Raw genomic sequence first — 14,849 nt, 5'->3', positions numbered from 1 at the left:
AGGCAAGCATGGTTGTTAAGCGCTTAAGAAAAGAGGACCGCCGCGTGCAGCTGCTGGAGGTTGCGCGAGGGATCGTACGTCAGCAAGGCACGGAGGCGTTGACCCTTGGCTATCTGGCAGAACGGGCCAACGTGACCAAGCCTATCCCCTACGACCACTTTGGCGATCGTGAAGGGCTATTGATGGCGCTGTACCAGGATTATAGCGATCGGCAGCTGGCAAAATTCCGCGAGACGCTGGCGGTGGACAGCAAAACGCTGGAGAAGACGATCCGCTTTTTCAGCGCGGCCTATATCGACTGTGCGATTGCCGCCGGACCTGAAACCGGGCCAATCGCCGCGGCGCTGTCCGGTTCTCGCGCGCTGCAGACGTTTCGGGAAGCGTGCGTGGCCGAATGTGCCGACTGCCTGCGCACCGCGCTTTCTCCTTTTATCGTCTTAAAAGGCGTTCAGGGAGAAGCGGTACTGACGGCCATCATTGGCGCGGCGGAGGCGCTCAGCACCTCGGCGGGCAACGGCGTGCTCGCCCGAAATGTGGCAGAAGATATGCTCTGCGGCGCCATGACCGGGGTGCTGGAGACCTACGCGAATAGCACAAAATGATCGCCGGGGGCGGATTGACACCTAAGTTACCAATAGTAATATAGGCGTCACTTCTCCCCCATCTGGAGGTCGCTATGTCTGCAACACATGCCATTAAAAACGCGCTGATCGTGACGGCACACCCGATCGACAATTCGTTATCCCATACGCTGGCAGCCCGTATTGCCGGGAAATTACGCGAGGAAGGTTCGCAGGTTGAGATCGCCGATCTGCATGCTGAAGGGTTTAATCCGGCGATGACCCGCGCCGATCTCGATTTGTATCACGGCGATCCGAGCGCCCTCCCCGACGATATTCTGCGCGAGCAACAGCGCGTCGAGCGTGCGGATATGCTGGTATTCGTCTTCCCGGTGTACTGGTGGTCGGTTCCCGCGCTGTTGAAAGGCTGGTTCGATCGCGTGTTAACCCTGAACTGGGCGTATAAGGTGGCCGACGACGGCCGGATTGTGGGCAACTTACGGGATGTTCCCGTCCGCCTGATTGCCACTGGCGGTAGCGATCTCACCGGATTTGATAAACACGGCTATTCGACGGCGATTCAGACGCAAATCATCGAAGGGGTATTTGGCTTCTGCGGGTTGAAGAACGTTAAGCTCGATATCCTTTACCAGGCAGACACGGCGACGCCCGAGCAGGTTGACGAATTCCTGAGCGAGATCGGGAACCTTCAATAAAATCGGCTCGCGTAAGTTGAATCGGCGAGATCTTATCTCTTTACCCGGCTCGCCTTTCCGCGCGCCGGGCACATAAGAGAATAATTACAGGGTAAAACCACCGTCACCCACCTGTGCCTGAGCGTACCATTGCATCAGCTTCTCGGTGCCGGGCTCGTTTTCTGCCGGTGACCATGGGGCGGTATCATGCTCGGGCACGGGCTGATACCCCCCGTGTTTTACCTCAAAAATGACGCCGCCTCTATCCAGCGACAGCACGGCATGCCAGGTTCCGGCATCCATCTCCAGGACTTTACACTCTTCGCCTAACACCACGCGCCGGGTCACGTTTCCGCTGTCGTCAAAATTCAGCACCAGAAAGCGGCCGCTCAGCGCCGTCAGCAGTTCAAACGTGTGCGGATGGCGGTGGGGCCGGACATAGGTACCGGGTTCCATTGCAATGGCCAGGCGCTGCACCGGGTCGCTCAGGTCAGGGTGTAAATTACGGTGCGCGCGTAAGCGAGGAGAATGTGCGGCCTGCTCGCTTTGCTGCTGCAGGTCACTGAAAGTAATCTGTTTCATATACACCTTTAGGTATGTGGGCTGTCTGCGGCAACCCGGTTGCCGCAGGACGTTATACCATCCTGAACGGTCGAGGAGCGATGGGATTTGTGAAACAAATCACTGCCGGGCGAGTGGTCGATCCCCCGGCAGGAAGCTCATCAGTAGAACTGACATAAAAACCGCCATTCCCCTTCTGATGACCGGTGAAAGTAACCGATACCGTTATCCGCCCACATCCAGTTTACTTTTTCCTCTGACCCAACCTGAAAAACAAACTCTTCGATTCCCACACCGTGTTGTATCTCAGTCGGAAATCCCCCTACCTTGGTTCCCCTGTAGCGATTGAAATCTTCAAAAAAACTATCACTGGCCTGCTCATCATCATTTACGCAAGAAAGATCAATAATATCCCAGGCATCTTCCCATCCAGGAGCATCGTCAACGACACTCAGCCATTGAACTGGAAACGGCCGATACGGCGTGTCCAATTCAGGCAATGGCTGAAGCCCATCAAGGCTGGCATACTCGCGAATTAACCATCCTTCACCGTGCGGTTTGTCAAAGGGATGTTGTTCCACATTGTGAAACAACACCAGAAGGGCTATGCCCTTCAACTGGTCAGGAATAACAGGAAGCTCGTCGACCCTGATCTGAAGAAGTGGAAACATGGGTTTGCCCTTCCAGGTGGGTAATCCTTCATCTGCGCGAGAAACGCCCTTCAGAAACCATGACGTAATGGGATCTTCCGGCGGCCGGAACCCACCGACCTGCGCGACCGATGCGGGTCTTAGCCTGGTCCGGAGTTCTTCTAAAACTGACGCACTCTCTAATCTCATGTTTGCTCGCCTCTGTAGACGCTTGTCGGACAGATATTCTGCTGTTCATTGTAAGTTAATCATCACATCTGGAGAATCTCATTGAATAATAAAACCTATGTTGAGTAAAACTCACATTGATTCCTACTATTTCTCGTTTTTCAAACGTAATCTCATTGAAATACCATCCCTTCATTCCCGGTCTCTTCCTGACCTGGAACAGAGAGCGAAACTCAAATAATAAATACACCTGCATGTCTATGGAGTACGTATGACACTCGATGTTTTATTTCATCTAATGAAAATGATCTCACCTGAAAAAAACATCGCGGGTGAAAATATACATGCGTTAATAACGTTACTTTCGTCAGAAAACGATAGCGGTGAGGTGCTTTCGCCCTTTATTCATCGACTGCATCTTCTGTCTTTCGCCCAAAGCAATCCGGGTAACGCCGAAGAGTTGCTCTCTGCGCTTTTACCCAAAGACGACGGGCTCCTTCCGCTTCTGGACTTCGCGGCCTGGCCCCGGGTGCGTTACGCCGCTTCAGGCGAAGTTCAGACGCCTGAATCTGAGGAGTACTTCCGTAAAATGACATCGGCTACCAATCTGTTACGTTCTGCGCTGATCGAAGCTGAACGCGTAAAGGGAACGCCAGCGCTATATATACTGGATAAATTACTCAACCTGAACAGCGCCCTGCCGGAAAGATATAAAAAGATGGCAAATATTCCCTACGCATAAATACGTTCACTGTGCGGAATATTTCCCTGTTAATATTCCGCTATTTATTAAATCCGCTTTTCATTGAAATCAAGACAGACAATATCCAAAGAGGGCACCACTGGCGCATTAAGGGTAAGCCAGGCCAGCAACCGTTCAATACTCTGTCCTCTGAGCGAATTTTTGGGCCAGACAAGGTAGTAACCGTCCCCTGTTGCTATCGCCTCCCTGAAGGGCAGCGCGAGAAGGCCGCTTTTCAGCGCGTCGAGCGTGAGCCGGAGATCCGCCATCGCTACGCCGTGTCCGTGCATGGCCGCAAGGCTGCCCTGCTCCAGGGTGTCGAACACGATCCCGCCGCCCATGTCGAGGCCGGGGAATAAGCCCGTCCTTTTCAGCCAGCGCTTCCAGTCCCGTCTGTCCGGTGACGGATGAATAAGATCGCACTCTGGAAGCTGCTGCCGGGCAGGCTCCAGCAAAGACGGCGTACAAACCGGAATAAGCCATTCGCTGAACAGCAGCCGGCTCTCCGTTGACTCGCCAAAATAGCCGTTCCCGAGGAGGATCGCACAATCGTAGGGCTCGCGGCTGAAGTCAACGGTGTCGAAGTCCATCCAGACGCTGGCGATTTCGATTTTCGGCTTCGCGTGGTTCTCGCGAAAGGATTTAAGCACATTGAGGAGCCATCGCATCGTCAGTGTGCTGGGGGCTTTGAGGCGCAGAAGGTGGTTTTCACTTTTGAATGCGCGACAGGCCCACTCAATATTCGAGAAACTTTCGCTAAGCTGCCCTGCCAGAATACGCCCGGCATCGCTGACCTCTACTCTCGGACCCTGCCGCTTAAACAGCTCGCAGTCAAACCACATTTCAAGCGTCCGGACATGCCTGCTGACCGCCCCCGGCGTGATGTTCAGGACTTCAGCCGCTTTGCTAAAGGAGTTCAGCCGTGCGGCAACTTCGAACGCGCGCAGCGCATACAGTGGCGGTAAAGACATACGTTCCCTTTTTGTCAGGTGTAATCATGCAGTTTTTGTATTATCGGCACTCGGTGACGTTTCATCCCATTCCTCAGCCGGAAACGTCAGCAGCAGCACCCTGAGCAGGGACTCAAGCTGCGCGCGTTGCGCCTCAGAGAGGTTTCTCAGCAGCGCATTTTGCGTTTCCGTGTGCACGAGCAGCGCCTGTTCGATACGCTCCTGCCCGTGCGGCGTCAGGCTGACGAGCGAGCTGCGCTTGTCGTCGGGATCGGCAATCCGCCTGATAAAGCCTTGCTGTTCAAGATGGTTGAGCCGATTCGTCATCGCCCCTGAGGTGATCAACAGGGATGTATACAGCTGCGTGGGCGAAAGGCAGTACGGCTCCCCGGCGCGGCGCAGCGTGGCGAGGACGTCAAACTCGCCCTCGCGAAAGCCAAACGGCGCCATGGCCAGCGCGCGTTCTTTTCCCAGGTGCTTCATCAGCCTGAGCATTCGGCCAAAAATTTTCATCGACGAGGCGTCCAGCTCGGGCATGGCGCGGCTCCACTGGCCGACAACGAAGTCTACATGGTCTTTCATCTTCACCCCGTATGGCGTGGGAATTTATCGAGTTGTGCGGTACATCTTACACTAAAACAGATTTTATCTTAACGTTAAGATAAATGCTCGCGGCAATTTGCCCGGGCCATTCACACACGAAAAGGATGCCATGTTGAAACGCACATCACCGTTACTCTTCGCCGTTATCGCTTTTATCGTCGGGCTGAACCTGCGCCCCATTCTGGCCTCGGTTGGCCCCCTGTTCTCCGTGCTGCAGCGCGAAGCAGGGCTGACCGCGACGCAATTCAGCCTACTGACGACCCTGCCGGTGGCGATGATGGGACTGGCTGCCCTGTGTGGTCCCTGGCTTTTAGCCAGGATCGGTGCCGTCAGGGGAATTATGCTCGGGCTGTTCATCCTGCTGGTAGCCTGTTCATTACGCGGTTTTAGCACCTCGCTGACGGGTTTGATGGGCACCGCGTTACTGGGCGGGGCCAGCATCGGCACGATCCAGGCGTTAATGCCTGCCCTGATAAAAAAGGCGTATACGCAAACGGCCAGCACGATCATGTCGCTATTCAGCACGGGCATTATGGCCGGTGCGGCAGTCGCCGCCGCCAGCGCCGAGCCGCTGTTTTCATGGCTCACGCTGAAGCCCGCGCTGGCTATGGCAGGCGTGCTTGCGCTGCTGGCGCTGATGCTGTGGTTACCCCTGGTTAAACAGCCTCAAGGGGAACAGACAGCACATGAATCCGTTACGCTCTCTTCCTCCCGGACTGGACTCCTTCTGCTCTTTTTCGGCGTGGGGACGGGCGCCTACACGCTGGTCTTAGCCTGGCTGCCCCCGCTCTATATTCAGGCAGGATGGTCCGCACGCAGCAGCGGCTATATGCTGGCCTGGCTGACCTTAACCGAGGTGGCCGCCGGGTTTGCCGTCTCCGCGCTGATCGGTAAATTCCCCGACCGCCGTGTTCCGCTGATAACTGTACTGTTACTGCTGCTCGCGGGTTTACTGTGTCTGGTCTTCTCTCCAGGTACGAAGCCGGTCTTATCAACCTTGCTGCTTGGCATCGGTATCGGCGCCCTCTTCCCGCTGTCGCTTATCGTCACGTTCGATCATGCGCGAACGCCCGCCCAGGCCGGGAAGTTACTGTCTAAAGTTCAGGGAGGAGGATATATGATCGCCGCGCTCATGCCGCTAGTTGCCGGGATCGTTCGCGACAGTTCGGTCTCGCTGACCAGCGCATGGCTGGTGATGAGTGCGGGAGTCGTGCTGTTGATCGCTATCGCGTTCACTTTCAAACCCGCCGCGAATGTGCAGGCGCGGTGAATGCGGTACCAGAAATGAGAGTCGTATTTCAGACAGCTCTACGCTAAATTCCATCATTTCAGGCTATTAAGGAGTGGATATGTCGCAGACGTTACCGGGAATTGATGTCATGTTCGTCGCCGGGTTCGGGCCCATTTCACAGGATACAGCGTCCAGCACCGCGTTTTATATCCAGACTCTCGGACTGCCGCTGAAGCCCATGGAGGGCAATGCCGATTATCTGCTCACTGAAGAGGGACGCTTACCGGGCGTGAAGCATTTTGCCGTCTGGCCGCTGTCACAGGCGGCAACGTCCTGTTTTGGTGAATCGGAGTGGCCCGTGGAGCATCCGATACCGCAGGGATGGATTGAATACGAGGTGCAGGATCTCGATTCCGCTACCCGTGTTCTGAGTGAAAAAGGCTATCGGTTGTTGGTCGCCAACCGCACGGAACCGTGGGGACAAACCGTTACTCGCCTGCTCAGCCCGGAAGGTTTGCTGACCGGACTAACAGTTACGCCGTGGCTGCGTGGATAGAGGATGTTATAAGGTGCTGGCTTATATCACGATAGGGACAAATGACTTTCAGCTCGCCGTGAACTTTTATGACGCTATTTTTAACGTGCTGGGCTATTCACGTCTGCCCGCCTGGACTGATAGCTGGGCAATGTGGGGAAACGAAAATCATCCGGATGACGAATTTAGCTTCTGCATTTGTCCTCCTTTTGACCAGCAACCCGCGACGGCGGGAAACGGGACAATGTTCGCATTCAGAGCCGATAGCGCGGAAATTGTCAGACGCTTCCATGCAGCGGGCCTCCGTGCGGGAGGAAAGGATGAAGGCGTGCCCGGTACACGAACCGCCTACGGCCCCGATTTTTATGTTGCCTATCTGCGCGATCCTGACGGGCATAAACTGGCGTGCGTTTGCCAGCATTATTCTCCTGATGCAGATAAGCTATCAGGCGAATAAGAGTCACTTCACTAATAAAATTTTGCGGTAAGGACCGGTAGACACCCAGTCCTGCGGAGATCACTTCAGCTCCAGCGTGCTTATTACATGGGCAATATCCGCGATGTCGCCAGCTGACAACGGTTGCAGAGGGCGAGGCAGGCAATCCATGTCGGTAAGCCCAAGCACGCCAGCCGCAGCGGCAATAACGCGAATACTTCCGCCATGTTTCCGGAAGAGCGACCACAATGGCTCAAGGCGGGTTGTCAGGGCTGTAACGCGTTGACGATCGTTTGCCGCCGCAGCTTCGGTGATTTTTTTCGCCATCTCAGGGAACAGACCGCCACCCACGGAATACCACACTTCACAACCGGCGTTTAATCCCAGCCCCGCATAAGCGTCGCCACTAATACCGATTGTTACGCCAGGGCGCAAATGTTGACGTAACGCATTCACCCGCTCAATCGCTGCAGCGGGGCTATCCGGGACGCCAGGGATCTTGACCGAGCGAACCCCCTCAAGTGAGGAGAGACGACCGTGGAGTTCATCCGTAAAGGTAAAATGCGTAGTGCCCGGATTATCATAGATACACACCGGTACAGACACGTGCCGGGTAACGGTCTCAAAGAGCGAGAAGACTTCTTCGTCACGGAGTGGCTGGTAGCTGACCGCCGGGAGTAACAGCGCATTCGCACCAGCTGCCTGTGCATCCTCTGCCAGATGCAGAATGGCATCGGTACTTACCGCTCCCACACACACCATAACGGGGATGTTCCCTGCATGCTGTTTAGCCAGCGTTGCTACGCGCTTGCGCTGCTCCCGGGTCAGATAGGCGTAGCTTCCGGTTGACCCCAGGATGCCCATAGAATCAACCCGAGCGTCTGTAAGACGGGAAAGAATATGGCTAAAACCCTTTTCATCCACGCCGCGGGCAGTGACTGGGGTTAATGGAAACGCCGACAAACCGGTAAACATAACTCTTTCTCCTGAAGGGTATTACAGCTGTTGTTCTTCGATGAGAGCAACTTCAAACCACAGACCGGGCATCATTTTTTCCAGGCCGTCGGTCAGCATCTTCCCGGCTTCGTGAAGTCTATCCAGCGGCATCTGCGGGAGACTCTCCAGAATGAACCACATTTGCTGAGCTTCCACGCCTAAGCGGGTTCTGATCCCCTGTCGCCAGTTCCAGCGACGGCAGGTCACGCCGATATCATCACACCAAATAACCTCGCCTTGTGAAGGAGACTCAACGGTGGCCTCTCCCTCTTTGACGGTATCAAAAGGCTCTGTTCCTTTTGCCACAGTCAGACGCGGCGCCCCCTGATAGGCAGAGAGATTCTCTCCGCCAACCGGAACGGCATAGCGGAGACTAACGGCATTATAAAGATCAACGATAGGATCGAGCGCTGGCATCGTCCCGTCACGTAACACGCGCTTGCGTAACGCATCTGCTGAGCAAGGGGTGCGTTTAGGTTTAGCACCAAACTTTTGAAAAACGTCGGCCCATGCCGCCAGATGAGAGTCCGCCCAATCTGGTTCACCGGCCAGAACGGCTTCACAGGCTTCATGCAGCGCCGTTTCCCCAATGTCGGGATTAAGCACTGGCGCAGCTCTTACGCAAATGCTCAGTGCACGAAAACCGGGAGCAATACGATAAATTTCAGGGGTAATTGACGGAGATACTGTTAGCACGTGATAATCCTGTAATGACCAATTTATTCCATGATAATGACCAATGACCAAAAAAGTCAATTTAATGACCGATGCGAACGCTATCGTCAATACTGTGAATGAAGCCGTATCTCAGCGAATTAAACTCTATCGTAAGCATAAGAAGATATCCCTCGATGAACTCTCCCGTCGGGCAGGCGTCAGCAAGGGAGCGCTGGTTGAGATAGAGGGATGCCGGGCGAATCCCAGCATTGCCCTGTTATGCCGCCTGGCTGCCGCAATGGGGGTTTCGGTGGCTGATTTTGTGGATGTCAGTTCAAAACCGACCGTGCATCTCATTGCTGAAGATGAGATCCCAGAATTGTGGGAAGGTGAAAAAGGCGGGAGAGCAAGATTGCTCGCAGGGTCAGGTGGCCCTGATATGACCGAGCTCTGGATGTGGGAAATGCAGCCGGGGGAAAAGTTTGCGTCCCCCGGCCACACGGAAGGTACGCTTGAACTGTTTTATGTGCAGTCGGGCACGCTCACACTCGGCGTACAGGAACACGTGTATCGGGTAAATACTGGCTGTTCGGCAACCGCCAGAACGGACGTTCCTCATTTCTATGAAAACCAGGGGGAGAACCCGCTGGTATTTATCATGACAGTACATGAAAAAGCATCCTGAGCATTCCCCGGCATAGAGGACAGCCCTGTGCCTCATCACAAGTAGCCCAAAAGGAGGAGTTCGGTGAATAATCAGCATCTGCGTTTTACCAAAGACAAATTTATTGTCACAACCGATCCCAGCTTTTTTCAGCTGGAAGCCATTCACGATTACCTCTCGCAATCGTCCTGGGCTCCTGGTATTGATGCTGAAACGGTCAGGATATCAATCCAGAACAGCCTTTGTTTCGCGCTCCTGGATGGAACAAGACAAATCGGCTTCGCCCGTCTGGTCACAGACTATGCCACTTTTGGTTATTTGTGCGACGTCTACGTGCTGAACGATTATCAGAAAAGTGGTCTTGGCCGTTGGCTGATTGAATGCTGTCATGCCCATCCATTGTTGTCACGTCTGCGACGGATAATGCTGGTAACCGACAGCGCGCCATGGTTATACCAGAAGCTGGGGTATAACCCATTGAACCGACCAGATTTTGTCTGGCAAATCAATCGACCCGATATTTATCGTAACCCCGGGCAAAAATAAAAGTACTTTGCAGAGAGTAATGATAAATGTGAATCCGCAGGGCCTGTCACTCTGATGCAGAAGAATTTGCTCTTTTAGCCGAACGAATCTTACGACATCCGCTTCTGGCACTGAGCGGATATGCTAACTGAGCTAAAGGTCCGCTGTGAGTGAGAAGCAAACATCTTAAGTAGGTTGTTCTTTTATGCTACTACCTCTATGTAGCCATGTTATATGGCTACATTTATACAGAAGTAAGGATTAGTCTTTTCCCGGACCATAATTAAATTTTGTCCCTTTGCCAATGGCGTAAAACTGTCCGCCAGCAACGTAATGGACAGTACGTAATTCATCTGGTGCATCATCAAAAATCCAGTGCCCATTTTTGAAAACGCGATCATCACTCCATGCTCCGACAATTTCACCCATGAACAAGTTGTGCTGCTTTTCATTTTCTTCATTGGGTATGACCTTACATACTAACCAGCCAGCGCAACCTTCCACTAAAGGCAGATCAAACTCTTTCTGATAAAATAGTGGGATTTTACTATTTTTATCGGGTGTGTCGGAATAACTGTGACCTCCAGCATATAAAACCATTTCCATCTGATTCACTACTGGGATCTGTACAACGTAATATCCGCTTTTTTCTACAAGCCCGCGAGTAAATGCCTGTGGACCTATAAAAGCCATCACTTTGTTATTGCCTACTAATCCCACCCAGGCCGCTGCCATGACATTTTCAATGCCATCATTTTTAGCCGATATCATCGTCGTTGGCCCGACCTGTAATAAACGATAGGCTTTGTTTAACTCTACTGGTTGAATTGACATAATTTACTCTTTTGAGTTCTGATAAAAAGTAAGACAGGTTACTTATTTGATTGTTCGATTATATGGCTGGAATAGTTGCAAATTAATTGCTATTATCAAAATACATTATTGCAGATTTCACAATAATCATGGACAAACTTGACGCTCTAAAATTTTTTATCATCGCCTCTGAGACCTTGAACTTCCGCGAAGCAGCCATCAAGCTGTCGGTTTCACCATCAGTAGTAACCCGAACAGTCGCTGAGCTGGAGAAACAACTTGGTGAACCTTTATTCAAACGCAATACGCGTTCGATCTTTCTCACCAGTTTCGGCGAACTATTTTTACCCCAAGCGAAGCGACTGCTTGAAGATTCTGAAAAACTATTTCAGACAGGGAAAGATGATAATGACATGAAGGGTATTGTTCGTATCACATTACTTCGATTTCCAAATCATGAACAAATCTTGTATGAACTATTGACTGCACTACGTCCCTATCCTGAGTTATTTATCGACTGGCGTTTAGATATGATGAAACTTGATACTATTGAGCATCGTATCGATATAGGTATACGCGTAGGGCGAGAACCTAATCCAAACTTTATCATTAAAAATATCGGACAAGTTGAACATATTTTGGTTACATCCCCTGAACTTATTGAGCGCCTGGGAGCACCTACTGATTTAGAAGATCTTCGACAGCGTTATCCATTTAGTGGTTTAATTAATCCTGAAACGGGAAAATCATTTGAGTTTATGAGTGACGCAGTAAATACTTTTGTCCCTCGTCATATTGAGTTTTATACTACAGATCCATATGCCGAAATTCAGGCTGCATTGGCCGGGAGAACGGTTGTACAGTCCAGCGACTTTATCTGTAGGGAGTACTTAGCAAGCGGCCAACTTGTTCCCCCATTGCCAGAACTGCGACAGGAGAAATGGCAATTTTATTTATATCGGCCTTACCAGCTGATTACTCCCAAAAGGGTGACGGTCGTTTTCTCGTTATTAGAAAAAATATTACGCAAATATTTCGCATCAAAATAACATTCTCCTCGACGTCCGCATCTGGCACAGAGCGGACATCAGAATATCGTCTATCCCCAACAAACGGATGGCTCTGGCGACAAAAACACTCACCTTCCCAGTGCCGCAACAATTGCCCCCTCCATTTTCTCGGGCGTTGTCATCGGTGCAAAGCGCTTGAGGGGTTTACCGTCACGCCCGACCAGGAACTTGGTAAAGTTCCACTTGATCCGCCCACCCAGCACGCCGGGCAATTCGTCTTTCAGATAACGAAAAATCGCATGTGCTGCGGCACCGTTGACCTCGACTTTCTCGAACATGGGAAAGCTGACGCCGTAGTTAATGTAACAGGTCTTTGAGATGTCGTCGGCACCGCCAGGTTCCTGCTTACCGAACTGGTTGCAGGGGAAGCCAAGCACCACCAGCCCTTGATCGGCGTATTTTTTGTACAGTGCTTCAAGCCCCTCATACTGTGGCGTAAAGCCGCACTGGCTGGCCGTATTAACAACCAGAACCACCTTACCCGCATAGTCGGCCATAGAGATAAGTTGCCCATCCAGACGGGTGGCGCTAAGTTCATGAAAATGGGTCATATTAGTGATTATGATCTCTTAGAAAAACGGTTAGCACATCCTTTGGAGGGGTTACACCCGTTTCTGAAAGCATCCATCCCACAGCGCCGCGATGATAGGTACCGTGAAACAGTACATGGTTGAGCATATCCGCCGCTTTCATTTCGCCATATCCGCCATCGACAAAACGGAATTTGATGATTTCAGAAAGTCCGGGCACGTCCATTGAGCCTGCGTGCGTAATATACCAGTCAGTGCATTCAGTCATCTTTTTCAGAAGCTCGTCTGCAGACGGCGTTTCCGGCGTATTCAACGCGGTGTATTGATGCGTTTGACCAGTAATATTTGCCCTGAAAATCATATCCACGACATAAACATGGTTCATAAGTCTGAGCATCAGATGGTGCTTTTCAGCATTTGCGGTAGTATCGACCCTCTGTATTGCTTGTAAGGTTTCCGTATCTGCCCAGCGTTTGAATTTGAATAACGTGACAATCGTGCCTGTGTCCATCGCCCCTCCGGATTAACAAAAAATTATCATATCAACAACTTTGTCAGGCCGGTATCACTTCCACTTCCGGCAACACACAGACGGTAATTCTGCTACCCGAAAAATTCCCTCACGGCAGGCTATTTGTGATACATTCCTGGCGCGTTAATGACCACCACACTCGCTATCAGGTATGCAGAACATAACAACAAAAATTCACTGGCTTCTGCTTACTCTGCCACTCCTCAGCGGTTGTGGCACGCTCTCGCAAATGTCCTCCCCGGAAGGTACTCAGGAACTTCTCACTCATGATTCGCTGGATGGCGACGTTGACAGCGTGGTGCGTCACTACATGGCGCAAAAATCCGTTCCCGGGATGACGGTCGCGGTGATCCATAATCACGGCTCACCGCAGTTTTACACCTGGGGCGTAACCGATGCGGTCAATCGCTATCCGGTCAGGCCCGACACCCTGTTTGCGCTCGGCTCGATCAGCAAAGGGATCACGGCAGAAGTAGTGGCTTGTCTGGTGAATGAAGGGCAACTGAACTGGAACGATAGCCTGGCGACATTGCTTCCGCCGGGGACGGTGCTTAGCGCGGATGCACAAAAAATCACCCTGCTTGAACTGGTCACCCACACCTCCGGCCTGCCGCGTCAGAATATGGATGTTCCGATGCTTGGGAAATTCATCAGCTACTTAAGCACCGGCGATAATTTCTACGGTGAGCTGGATAGCGATAACGTGCTGCTCTACCTCGCCGACTGGCGAGCGCCAAAGAATAAAGTGCCGCAATACTCCAATACCGGCTACGCCCTGATCGGCTATATCCTGAAGCACAAAACCGGCGAAGATATCCAGAGTTTAGCCTCGCGCTATATTTTCCATCCGCTGCAAATGGCTAACAGCAGCTTTACGCCCCGGCAGCTAAAAGGGTACCCCCAGCGTGCGCTTGGCCACGCGGGCGATCAGCCGAAATTTATCCCGCGCGGGCAAATCACTCCGGACTGGCAATTTTCCAACAACATGGTGGCGGCAGCGAGCCTATACAGTAACGCCGAAGATCTGGCGACCTACGCCCGCTATCACGTCTCAACGACCCACAATCCCCTGCTGGACAGCGTCTTTGCCGAAGTGAGAAATACCGATATTCAACGTCCCGACGGGGTACAGGGTATTGCCTGGACCACCGACTTTATCGGTCTGGAAAAAATCACCTATCAGGTCGGCTATATCGGCGGCTACTCCAGCTTTATCGGCTATGACAAAGAAAAAGGCAATGCGGTGGTGGTGCTGCAAAATACCTTTAACTGGAGTAATTACATCGGCATTGCGCTATTGATGGATATGGCGAAAAAAGACGGCCTTACCCCTGGTTCGCCGACTTCGGCCTCAAATTCTCGTCAAACGTCAGCCGTTTCCGTTCAGGCTCAACCTCGCGCAGCGGCTCGACCTGGTGCATAGTGAGCTTGCAGCGCTCCACCAGCACCTGATACTCCCGCGTGCCCTGCTGCTTCCAGGCCAGCTCCTGCTCGCTTAGCTCACGAATCGCCCTGGCCGGGCTGCCGATGATCAAATGGTTGGCAGGCATCTCCGCTTTGGCCTTCACGAACGCCGCCGCGCCGACGATGCTGTTTTCACCAATGACCGCCCCGTCCATCACCACCGCGTTCATGCCCACCAGCGCATTGCGGCGGATCACGCAGCCGTGAAGAATGGCGCTGTGGCCGATATGTCCGTCCTCTTCCACCACCGTGTCCTGCTCCGGGAAGCCGTGCATCACGCAGTTATCCTGAATGTTCGCCCCGTCTTTCACCACGATACGGCCAAAATCACCGCGCAGGCTGGCATTGGGACCGACATAAACGCCTTTGCCCAGAATCACGTCGCCAATGAGCACCGCCGTTGGGTGAACATAGCTCTCGTCAGGCACGACCGGCGTCAGGCCGTCAATTTGATAAACAGGCATCTT

Annotated in this window: 20 protein-coding genes; 10 read left to right on the top strand and 10 right to left on the bottom strand. The window is 52.6% G+C overall.

The window, feature by feature from the left end:
- The first annotated feature begins 8 nt into the window (after positions 1-8).
- Positions 9-602, top strand: coding sequence for a TetR/AcrR family transcriptional regulator (locus BFV67_RS09980; RefSeq protein WP_028013051.1), 594 nt, complete (start codon positions 9-11; stop codon positions 600-602).
- Positions 603-676: 74 nt separating this feature from the next.
- On the top strand, positions 677-1,276 hold the full coding sequence (locus tag BFV67_RS09975) for an NAD(P)H-dependent oxidoreductase (protein WP_069598240.1): 600 nt from the start codon (positions 677-679) through the stop codon (positions 1,274-1,276).
- Between the two features lie 84 nt (positions 1,277-1,360).
- Here the strand turns inward: BFV67_RS09975 and BFV67_RS09970 are convergent, their stop codons facing one another.
- Together BFV67_RS09970 and BFV67_RS09965 are read right to left on the bottom strand one after the other, a co-directional pair.
- Positions 1,361-1,837, bottom strand: coding sequence for a WbuC family cupin fold metalloprotein (locus BFV67_RS09970; protein ID WP_032663581.1), 477 nt, complete (start codon positions 1,835-1,837; stop codon positions 1,361-1,363).
- Between the two features lie 140 nt (positions 1,838-1,977).
- Positions 1,978-2,655, bottom strand: a complete 678-nt coding sequence (locus tag BFV67_RS09965) for a DUF1963 domain-containing protein (RefSeq protein ID WP_069598239.1) — start codon at positions 2,653-2,655, stop codon at positions 1,978-1,980.
- A gap of 250 nt (positions 2,656-2,905) precedes the next feature.
- On the opposite strand from BFV67_RS09965, the gene BFV67_RS09960 reads away from it, so the two are divergent.
- Entirely contained in the window at positions 2,906-3,376 is a 471-nt protein-coding gene (locus BFV67_RS09960; RefSeq protein ID WP_069598238.1) for a hypothetical protein, read from the top strand.
- Between the two features lie 47 nt (positions 3,377-3,423).
- On the opposite strand, the gene BFV67_RS09955 is transcribed toward BFV67_RS09960, so the two are convergent.
- Positions 3,424-4,347: a LysR substrate-binding domain-containing protein gene (locus tag BFV67_RS09955; protein WP_069598237.1), complete on the bottom strand. Its 924-nt coding sequence runs from the start codon at positions 4,345-4,347 to the stop codon at positions 3,424-3,426.
- A 24-nt stretch (positions 4,348-4,371) separates the two neighbouring features.
- A complete protein-coding gene (locus BFV67_RS09950; protein WP_069598236.1) occupies positions 4,372-4,908 on the bottom strand; it encodes a MarR family winged helix-turn-helix transcriptional regulator in 537 nt (178 codons plus the stop codon).
- Between the two features lie 130 nt (positions 4,909-5,038).
- Here BFV67_RS09950 and BFV67_RS09945 point away from each other — a divergent pair, with 130 nt between their 5' ends.
- The 3 genes from BFV67_RS09945 (at position 5,039) to BFV67_RS09935 (ending at position 7,152) form a co-directional block, all read left to right on the top strand.
- Complete coding sequence (locus tag BFV67_RS09945; RefSeq protein ID WP_069598235.1) at positions 5,039-6,199, top strand: MFS transporter; 1,161 nt, start codon at positions 5,039-5,041, stop codon at positions 6,197-6,199.
- Positions 6,200-6,278: 79 nt separating this feature from the next.
- Positions 6,279-6,716 (top strand): VOC family protein, encoded by a 438-nt coding sequence (locus tag BFV67_RS09940; RefSeq protein ID WP_025911323.1) that lies wholly within the window; start codon positions 6,279-6,281, stop codon positions 6,714-6,716.
- Between the two features lie 13 nt (positions 6,717-6,729).
- Positions 6,730-7,152: a VOC family protein gene (locus tag BFV67_RS09935; RefSeq protein WP_069598234.1), complete on the top strand. Its 423-nt coding sequence runs from the start codon at positions 6,730-6,732 to the stop codon at positions 7,150-7,152.
- A 60-nt stretch (positions 7,153-7,212) separates the two neighbouring features.
- Here the strand turns inward: BFV67_RS09935 and BFV67_RS09930 are convergent, their stop codons facing one another.
- Together BFV67_RS09930 and BFV67_RS09925 are read right to left on the bottom strand one after the other, a co-directional pair.
- Positions 7,213-8,106 (bottom strand): dihydrodipicolinate synthase family protein, encoded by an 894-nt coding sequence (locus tag BFV67_RS09930; protein WP_069598233.1) that lies wholly within the window; start codon positions 8,104-8,106, stop codon positions 7,213-7,215.
- Between the two features lie 21 nt (positions 8,107-8,127).
- Positions 8,128-8,823: a B3/B4 domain-containing protein gene (locus tag BFV67_RS09925; RefSeq protein ID WP_069598232.1), complete on the bottom strand. Its 696-nt coding sequence runs from the start codon at positions 8,821-8,823 to the stop codon at positions 8,128-8,130.
- A 43-nt stretch (positions 8,824-8,866) separates the two neighbouring features.
- Between BFV67_RS09925 and BFV67_RS09920 the strand changes: the two genes are divergently transcribed.
- Together BFV67_RS09920 and BFV67_RS09915 are read left to right on the top strand one after the other, a co-directional pair.
- Entirely contained in the window at positions 8,867-9,469 is a 603-nt protein-coding gene (locus BFV67_RS09920) for a helix-turn-helix domain-containing protein (protein ID WP_023292519.1), read from the top strand.
- Between the two features lie 63 nt (positions 9,470-9,532).
- Positions 9,533-9,994, top strand: coding sequence for a GNAT family N-acetyltransferase (locus BFV67_RS09915; protein WP_008502363.1), 462 nt, complete (start codon positions 9,533-9,535; stop codon positions 9,992-9,994).
- A gap of 240 nt (positions 9,995-10,234) precedes the next feature.
- Here BFV67_RS09915 and BFV67_RS09910 read toward each other — a convergent pair whose 3' ends face one another.
- Positions 10,235-10,807: a flavin reductase family protein gene (locus BFV67_RS09910; RefSeq protein WP_021241342.1), complete on the bottom strand. Its 573-nt coding sequence runs from the start codon at positions 10,805-10,807 to the stop codon at positions 10,235-10,237.
- A 128-nt stretch (positions 10,808-10,935) separates the two neighbouring features.
- Between BFV67_RS09910 and BFV67_RS09905 the strand changes: the two genes are divergently transcribed.
- Positions 10,936-11,835 carry a LysR family transcriptional regulator gene (locus BFV67_RS09905; protein WP_045910623.1) on the top strand — a complete coding sequence of 300 codons (900 nt, stop codon included), beginning with the start codon at positions 10,936-10,938 and terminating at the stop codon, positions 11,833-11,835.
- Between the two features lie 89 nt (positions 11,836-11,924).
- Here the strand turns inward: BFV67_RS09905 and BFV67_RS09900 are convergent, their stop codons facing one another.
- Together BFV67_RS09900 and BFV67_RS09895 are read right to left on the bottom strand one after the other, a co-directional pair.
- Positions 11,925-12,407, bottom strand: a complete 483-nt coding sequence (locus tag BFV67_RS09900) for a glutathione peroxidase (protein WP_069598231.1) — start codon at positions 12,405-12,407, stop codon at positions 11,925-11,927.
- A 1-nt stretch (position 12,408) separates the two neighbouring features.
- A complete protein-coding gene (locus tag BFV67_RS09895; protein ID WP_039025629.1) occupies positions 12,409-12,897 on the bottom strand; it encodes a DinB family protein in 489 nt (162 codons plus the stop codon).
- A 172-nt stretch (positions 12,898-13,069) separates the two neighbouring features.
- On the opposite strand from BFV67_RS09895, the gene BFV67_RS09890 reads away from it, so the two are divergent.
- Entirely contained in the window at positions 13,070-14,341 is a 1,272-nt protein-coding gene (locus BFV67_RS09890; protein ID WP_069598230.1) for a serine hydrolase domain-containing protein, read from the top strand.
- Here the strand turns inward: BFV67_RS09890 and paaY are convergent.
- Positions 14,244-14,846 (bottom strand): phenylacetic acid degradation protein PaaY, encoded by a 603-nt coding sequence (paaY, locus tag BFV67_RS09885; RefSeq protein WP_021241338.1) that lies wholly within the window; start codon positions 14,844-14,846, stop codon positions 14,244-14,246. The genes BFV67_RS09890 and paaY overlap by 98 nt on opposite strands.
- Positions 14,847-14,849 lie beyond the last annotated feature (3 nt).

This window comes from Enterobacter roggenkampii (genome assembly GCF_001729805.1).
Taxonomy (GTDB): Bacteria; Pseudomonadota; Gammaproteobacteria; order Enterobacterales; family Enterobacteriaceae; genus Enterobacter; species Enterobacter roggenkampii.
The sequence above is the reverse complement of the archived record's forward strand: the minus strand, read 5'-3'. Positions and strand labels throughout refer to the sequence as shown.

What these genes read in the sequence shown, in the direction of transcription:
- BFV67_RS09950 (WP_069598236.1), bottom strand. Translation starts at nt 4,908, where the DNA reads ATGAAAGACCATGTAGACTTCGTTGTCGGCCAGTGGAGCCGCGCCATG.
- BFV67_RS09970 (WP_032663581.1), bottom strand. Translation starts at nt 1,837, where the DNA reads ATGAAACAGATTACTTTCAGTGACCTGCAGCAGCAAAGCGAGCAGGCC.
- paaY (WP_021241338.1), bottom strand. Translation starts at nt 14,846, where the DNA reads ATGCCTGTTTATCAAATTGACGGCCTGACGCCGGTCGTGCCTGACGAG.
- BFV67_RS09940 (WP_025911323.1), top strand. Translation starts at nt 6,279, where the DNA reads ATGTCGCAGACGTTACCGGGAATTGATGTCATGTTCGTCGCCGGGTTC.
- BFV67_RS09910 (WP_021241342.1), bottom strand. Translation starts at nt 10,807, where the DNA reads ATGTCAATTCAACCAGTAGAGTTAAACAAAGCCTATCGTTTATTACAG.
- BFV67_RS09895 (WP_039025629.1), bottom strand. Translation starts at nt 12,897, where the DNA reads ATGGACACAGGCACGATTGTCACGTTATTCAAATTCAAACGCTGGGCA.
- BFV67_RS09920 (WP_023292519.1), top strand. Translation starts at nt 8,867, where the DNA reads ATGACCAAAAAAGTCAATTTAATGACCGATGCGAACGCTATCGTCAAT.
- BFV67_RS09945 (WP_069598235.1), top strand. Translation starts at nt 5,039, where the DNA reads ATGTTGAAACGCACATCACCGTTACTCTTCGCCGTTATCGCTTTTATC.
- BFV67_RS09955 (WP_069598237.1), bottom strand. Translation starts at nt 4,347, where the DNA reads ATGTCTTTACCGCCACTGTATGCGCTGCGCGCGTTCGAAGTTGCCGCA.
- BFV67_RS09890 (WP_069598230.1), top strand. Translation starts at nt 13,070, where the DNA reads ATGCAGAACATAACAACAAAAATTCACTGGCTTCTGCTTACTCTGCCA.
- BFV67_RS09900 (WP_069598231.1), bottom strand. Translation starts at nt 12,407, where the DNA reads ATGACCCATTTTCATGAACTTAGCGCCACCCGTCTGGATGGGCAACTT.
- BFV67_RS09980 (WP_028013051.1), top strand. Translation starts at nt 9, where the DNA reads ATGGTTGTTAAGCGCTTAAGAAAAGAGGACCGCCGCGTGCAGCTGCTG.
- BFV67_RS09905 (WP_045910623.1), top strand. Translation starts at nt 10,936, where the DNA reads ATGGACAAACTTGACGCTCTAAAATTTTTTATCATCGCCTCTGAGACC.
- BFV67_RS09965 (WP_069598239.1), bottom strand. Translation starts at nt 2,655, where the DNA reads ATGAGATTAGAGAGTGCGTCAGTTTTAGAAGAACTCCGGACCAGGCTA.
- BFV67_RS09960 (WP_069598238.1), top strand. Translation starts at nt 2,906, where the DNA reads ATGACACTCGATGTTTTATTTCATCTAATGAAAATGATCTCACCTGAA.
- BFV67_RS09930 (WP_069598233.1), bottom strand. Translation starts at nt 8,106, where the DNA reads ATGTTTACCGGTTTGTCGGCGTTTCCATTAACCCCAGTCACTGCCCGC.
- BFV67_RS09975 (WP_069598240.1), top strand. Translation starts at nt 677, where the DNA reads ATGTCTGCAACACATGCCATTAAAAACGCGCTGATCGTGACGGCACAC.